Source organism: Ensifer sp. M14, assembly GCF_003355565.1.
Lineage (GTDB): Bacteria > Pseudomonadota > Alphaproteobacteria > Rhizobiales > Rhizobiaceae > Ensifer.
In genome coordinates, this window is record NZ_QJNR01000014.1 from 692,876 (window position 1) to 698,875 (window position 6,000).

The following is a 6,000-nucleotide window of genomic DNA, read 5'->3' on the forward strand; positions in this document are numbered from 1 at the left end:
AAATGGCACGCTGGGTTAGCCAATGCGGGCCGTTGATCCGGTTTCGGTTGACAGCCCTTAATGGTCGGCACTGTCGCCATTGCTTATAGGTTTGGGAGTCTAGTGTGGACAATCACAGGAATGTATCGGAGCGTTTCAGGCGTGGGCTTGAGACGCGCCGCAAGGTTTTGGGGGATCGTTATGTCGACCGTGCTTTGGCGGACGCGACCGAGTTCAGTTGGGAAATGCAAGTACTGACCACGGAATGGTGTTGGGACGGCTGTTGGAACAGGCCGGGTCTTGATCATCGGAGCCGGAGCATGGTCAATCTCGGGCTGCTCGCAGCCCAGAACCGACCATATGAATTCAAAGTCCATGCTCGCGGCGCGCTCAACAACGGCATCACCCCCGGTGAAATCAAGGAAATCCTCTTGCAAATCGGCGCATATTGCGGCGTGCCCACAGCAATGGATTGTTTCCGTGTTGTGTCCGAAGTTTTGGCCGAGTGCGAACGGTCTTCAGACTAGATCGCTTCAACTATGATAAGGTGTTCAGAATGAAAGACGTGAGGGGCGTCCCAACGGGGACCAGAAATCAGCCTCCAACAGGTGCACAGGCAGTGGCGCTTGGGGACCTGTGAACTTCTCCACCTCGTCAAGACAGCCAGCCTTAACCCATCGAACCGACGAAACACGTGCTTTCGTCCTTGCCTTCATGTGGCTGGTGATCGAGGTGTACATGCGACACAGCATGGACGCACCGCTGGGCGCAGCCTGTTCGCTACTTAATCAGAGTTGTATGTGGTAAGCGCCCCTTGCCGGCGGCGCAGCGCTGCATAGCGGATTGCTTAGTTCCGGCCTCAGCGACCATGTTTGTACAGAGCTGTCCGGTGCCGGGAGCAGGGTTGTCTCCGCGGTCGACATATGGTCGCCGCATAATGGGTTTCGCAGGAAGGATCTTCCTATGTTGGAGGCGCAGTGTCAGTGAGCTGCAGCCATTCAAGCGGAATGATCTAACCCACGTCCGCAGCAGGGACGCTCAGTGCCTCAAATCGGGTTTGGCGCGCTGAGGTGAGAAGGCTGGCAGTTCGCTTATGCGGTGGTGCCGGCCAATGCGTTGAACACTTCTCCTGTCTTTAGCATGCTGTGCATGATGACCGCGAGCTTTCGCGCGACCGCCACCGCAGCGCGCTTGAAGCCCAACCGCTCGCGCAGCTTAAGCCCCCAGTTTTTTAGACTGTTCTCGTTCTTGGTACTGGTTCTCGTGAGGATCACCGTCGCCGCTTCATAAAGCAGTCCCCGCAATTGGCTATCGCCTCTTCGTGAGATGTGGCCGTCATAATCGGTTTCACCTGACTGGTAACGCCGCGTTGTCAGCCCGAGCCACGCGCCAACCGAGCGCGACGTTTTGAAGTTGTCTGGATCTTCGATTGCTGCGACGTAGGAGACGGCCGTGACGGCGCCAATGCCGGGTATCGTCATTAGCAGCTGCGTAGCCTGGCTTTCTCGTGCCGCTGCGAGCAATTGGCGTCCGAGTTCGGCCGCGCGCTTACGTATGTCGCGCCACGCCTCAAGCAGCGGCAAGATGATCCGTGCCAGGCCGCCATTCCCACTCAAGAGCTCGTTCACATTTCCATCAAACACCCGAGCTGATCCTTTGGGGACGATAAGATCGAACGTTTTCATCAGGCCACGGATCTGGTTGCTAAGCTGGATTGATATGCCCAAGAGCTGATTTCGGCTCTTGACCAGCGTGCGTGTCAGCATGCTGTCGAACGGTTTTACCCGGACCGGCTTGTAGAAGCCGGCTTCGGCCAACTGGGCCAAACCATCCGCATCATTGGCATCGGTCTTGTTGAGCGTCTCATTCAACACCTTTTGCGCGTGCCGCGCCTCAATACAGATCGCGGGAACCCCCTCGGCCGTCAGCGCATGATAGAACCACGTCGACAGCGGCCCCGTCTCGAATACGACGCGCTTGGCGTGCGGAGCGTGTTTGCGGATCGTCTCCGCCAGAAGTTTTGGGTCCGAAGGAACTTCCCCCGCCAGATCCGCTGCCCGTCCTGTCGGATCGCGATCGCGGTGTCTTTCAATGAAACGTCGAGCCCGATATATTGGTCCACGGTTGCCTCCATTCGATGTTTGGGCCCGGTTCCAATCGTGAGCCCGTTTTCCCATCATATCGGGGCAACCACCCCCGCCAGCCATCACTCTATAAAAAGGACCTGGGAGGATCGCGCCGCGATTACGCCATGTTGGAGATCGCGCTGATGCCATGCTTGAAGTCATGGATGAAGACATGCATGAAGCCAGGCATGAGGGAAAATATCGTCGGATCGAGATGATCACCGGTCGTCGCCAGCGGCGGAATTGGACTGACGAGGAGAAGGCGCGCATCCTTGCGGAAAGCGCGGAACCTGATGTGAACATCTCGGCCGTTGCTCGGCGCTGGGGCGTCAATCGCGGCTTGTTGAATGTTTGGCGTCGGGAGGCTGGGCTGACCACTCGTCCCTCGGCCAAGGTCTGCGCGCAGCAGGCGATGTTCGTGCCGGTAACGGTGGTCGGCGATCAAGCGGCCCACCAGGGCTCTCAATCGGATGCCGCCCACTTCGCCGCAGGTCGGATTGAGATCGAGATTGCTGGCGCGCACATGACCGTGATCGGTACGGTGGCGCCCGAGTTGGCGCACGCGATCGTGGCGGCGTTGCGGGGTCGCCGGTGATCGGACTTTCCCCTGGTGGAGTGAAGATCATGGTTGCTACGCAGCCTGTCGACTTCCGGCGCGGCATGAATGGCCTAGTGGCATTGGTGGCATCGGCGCTTGCGGCTGATCCGTATTTATGCATCGGGTGAGATTTTGTGGCGGAGCCGTCCCGGCGACAGCCGGGGACTGCCAAATCTGGAATTCTCTGAATCTGGAATTCTCCGCCACATAATATTTTAGCTTATACGCGTTCTCACTGATCAGAACCGATTTGCCCATTCTCTGCGACCGATAGACATGATGCGCCAGGGCTGGCTTTCGAGCTTTTTCCAGGCATCGCAGCAATGGGCGACGATATCGTCGGATTTGAAGACCCGGTTTGAGAGCCAGTTTTCGCGCATGAAGAGCCAGAGGTTTTCGACCGGGTTGAGTTCGGGAGATTTCGGCGGCAGTGGCAGGATGGTGATGTTTTCGGGCACGACGAGATTGTTGGACATGTGCCAGCCTGCCTGATCCACGATAAGAATGGCGTGCGCATCCTTATCTACATGGCGAGCGATTTCGGCCGGGTGCTGCGTCGGCGTAGGTATCGCACCACGGCATGACGAGAGCTGCCGCTTTGCCGAGCTTTGGGCAGATCGCCCCGAAAATATAGGCCGATCTCGTACGTTAATCATGGCGCGCGCACGGCCGCGTTCCGCGTTTGGCCCAGCGGCGCGTGATCTTGTTCTTTTGCCCGATCCGGGCCTCGTCTTGGAACCAAATCTCTATGCGTTATCCTCGGGCCGCTCCGGCTGCGATCTCAGCCACTGCGGCGGGAAAACTTCTTTAAAATCTTCAATAGCTTGAGGGTCTTGCGCGTGATGTTTGGGCCGGGCGGCAAGCTTGCGATAGCCCATGGCCCGCACTTCGCGGCTCAACGTCTGCTCGCTCACAGAAAGGTGAAACTCTTCCCAAAGCCACTGGGCCAGATCGCATAGACGCCAGCGAACGACGCCGTCGAGATAGGGTGTCGGTCCACGCTCGATGGCCTGCGCCAAAGCCGCACGCTGCTGATCGTTCAACCGTGACTGCTGACCGGGAGCCTTGCCGTTAATAAGCCCTTGGGGACCACGTTCGTTGAAACGCATGACCCAGTCTCGAACGATCTGGTGCGTGACATTGCCGAGCCGGGCGGCATCGGAACGCGAGCCTCCGTCATAGATCGACGCCAGCGCCAACAAGCGCCGTACCTGCGCTGCGTCTTTCGTCTGCCGCACCAGCCGCCGCAGATCTTCTCCGTCAAGGACAGCCCCGGCAAAGATCGCAATGAACCTTGAGGCATCCGTTTCGATGCCCGTCGCCAAGGTAACTGCAACTTCCGCTCCGGCTCACCAGCCGCGATCACTTGCGGGAGTGATCCCGTTCCTCGATACGCCGGACGGCGCCTCGCGTCAGAACGCCTTGCTGGCTCCCACACGCGCGCCTGCGGACCGTTCTCCCTCGCCTTCGATGTTGAAGAGCAGGCTGAGGTCAAGCATCCAGAGTTCGGCGGTTTCGAGCGACAGTCCGGCCTCGATGGAGCCGAACGCACCGGAACCGTCAAGGCCGGAATAGCCGCCCGTCACCCCGACCGTCGGGGTTACAACCGAGCCGTTTTGGAGTGTGAACGAGCGTGAGATCTCAGCGCCGAGGCTGACGCGGAACTGTTCCTCGTTGAAGCCGTCGATCGTGAGCGTGTCACCTGCACCGTTCTTGACGGCGTAGTCCTCCACCTCTTCGGAGAAGTAGACGGTTCTGAGCTTCGGCGTCAAGACAGTGTTCTCATCGAGATACCATTGTCCCTCGATGGAGGTATCCGCCATCCAACGCTGGGTGTCGAATGTACCGTCCCAGAACTGCGTATCGATGTCGTTGGATGAGCCGCCATACAGGAAGCTGGCATTCCAGAACACGCCCTTCCCCAGTTCGAGCGAGGCATATGGTCCGGCAAGCCAGCCGTTTCCGGTCAGTTCTGCGTCTGTGTCGGTCGGATCGGTTGTCCGGTCGAAGTGGAAGGACAGCCCGAGCAGCGCCTGTTCCGAGAGCAGATAGTCCGCTCCCAGGTTGATCATGGCAAAACTGCCCCACTTGCCGCCGTTGACGTCCTTGTCGTTGTGGGCGAGGAAAGCACCGTCGATCCAGATGTTGAAGGGCGAGGAATAGCCGCCCGATATGCCATCGGCTCCGTCTCTTGCCGTCTCAAGCTGGGCGATACTGGTGGAGAACCCACCCATCAAACCGCTTTCAGAGGGGGTGATGCGGGCGGTGACCGGATTGGTCGCCTGCTCCATCTGCCTGCGCTCCAGAAGGCCGGGAACCTTGATTGACGAAGAGATAAGGTTCTGTCGTGTGCGTACAAAATCGTGCACAAGGCGGTCGATGTCCTCGGCGACTTCCCCTGGATCATAGGCGAGGATGTAGGTTATGGTTCCGGTGTTGGAAGCGCCGAGGGCGCTGGTGAGGCGATAGCCGATGCGCACCTGCCCCGAATAGGCGGGATCCGGCGTGAACCGCAGATACCAGCCGACCGGGGTCGAGGCCGGACCCGCCTGCGCCAATTCCCCCTGGATGATCTCCGCCGTGCCTGCATATTCCGGCTCCACTGAGAGCAGCGCTGCCGACGCGAACGGCCCGCCTGTCGCGCCCCGGTTGAGATAGACGTTGGGGGGCGAAGAACCGGCAGGCACGTTGACGATCTGGTTCTCGACAGTAACGGTCTGTGGTTTCACCTCCAGGGTGAAGGAGGCCGTGCCCGTGGATCCGTTTGTGTCACGAACCTGGATCGTGAAAGTGTAATCTCCTTCGGAACCGACTGCGAGCGGTCCGGTCAGTTCACCGGTCGAGACGTTGAGGACCATGCCGTTCGGCAAGGCTCCGGACAGGACGCTGTACATCAGTGCGCCGGCGCTGCCTTTGGCGGAGATTGATTGTTTGTAGTCCTCACCCGCCATGGCTTCGGACAAAGCGCCGCCCGGCGGCGCAAATGTGAATGCGACAACCGGTGCGCCGACGACAACTGAGTAGGCCGCCGATCCTGTTGAGCCGTAAGCGTCGGTCGCAGTCAGAGTGAAATTGAAGGTTCCCCCTGCGGTGGGCGTGCCGGAGACGGTGCCGCCGGGGCTGAGGGTCAGTCCGGCGGGAAGCGCGCCGCTGTTGATCGCGTAACTATAGGATGCAGTGCCGCCGGAGGCGGAGATCGTCTGGCTGTAGGCCGTACCGATGGTGGCGGACGGAAGCGACGATGGCGAGATAGCGATGGTCGGAGCAGAGACCGTGATGGTCACGGTTGCTGGCGCG

Annotated in this window: 3 protein-coding genes and 3 pseudogenes; 3 read left to right on the top strand and 3 right to left on the bottom strand. The window is 59.6% G+C overall.

Going from position 1 to position 6,000, the window contains the following annotated elements; genetic code table 11:
- Nucleotides 1–104: 104 nt before the first annotated feature.
- Complete coding sequence (locus tag BLJAPNOD_RS31725; RefSeq protein WP_115422708.1) at nucleotides 105–506, top strand: carboxymuconolactone decarboxylase family protein; 402 nt, start codon at nucleotides 105–107, stop codon at nucleotides 504–506.
- A 564-nt stretch (nucleotides 507–1,070) separates the two neighbouring features.
- On the opposite strand, the pseudogene BLJAPNOD_RS31730 reads toward BLJAPNOD_RS31725, so the two are convergent.
- Nucleotides 1,071–2,101: pseudogene (locus BLJAPNOD_RS31730) on the bottom strand (IS110 family transposase).
- Nucleotides 2,102–2,253: 152 nt separating this feature from the next.
- Here BLJAPNOD_RS31730 and BLJAPNOD_RS31735 point away from each other — a divergent pair.
- On the top strand, nucleotides 2,254–2,700 hold the full coding sequence (locus BLJAPNOD_RS31735; protein ID WP_115422709.1) for a transposase: 447 nt from the start codon (nucleotides 2,254–2,256) through the stop codon (nucleotides 2,698–2,700).
- Nucleotides 2,697–2,816 (top strand): annotated as a pseudogene (gene tnpB / locus BLJAPNOD_RS31740) (IS66 family insertion sequence element accessory protein TnpB); the annotation flags it as partial. The gene BLJAPNOD_RS31735 and the pseudogene tnpB, both read left to right, overlap by 4 nt.
- Nucleotides 2,817–2,942: 126 nt before the next feature.
- Here tnpB and BLJAPNOD_RS31745 read toward each other — a convergent pair.
- Nucleotides 2,943–3,953: pseudogene (locus BLJAPNOD_RS31745) on the bottom strand (IS630 family transposase); the annotation flags it as partial.
- Nucleotides 3,954–4,115: 162 nt separating this feature from the next.
- The coding region (locus tag BLJAPNOD_RS35505; protein ID WP_158556200.1) for a putative Ig domain-containing protein at nucleotides 4,116–6,000 on the bottom strand (1,885 nt) is incomplete at its 5' end.

What these genes read in the sequence shown, in the direction of transcription:
- BLJAPNOD_RS31735 (WP_115422709.1), top strand. Translation starts at nt 2,254, where the DNA reads ATGCTTGAAGTCATGGATGAAGACATGCATGAAGCCAGGCATGAGGGA.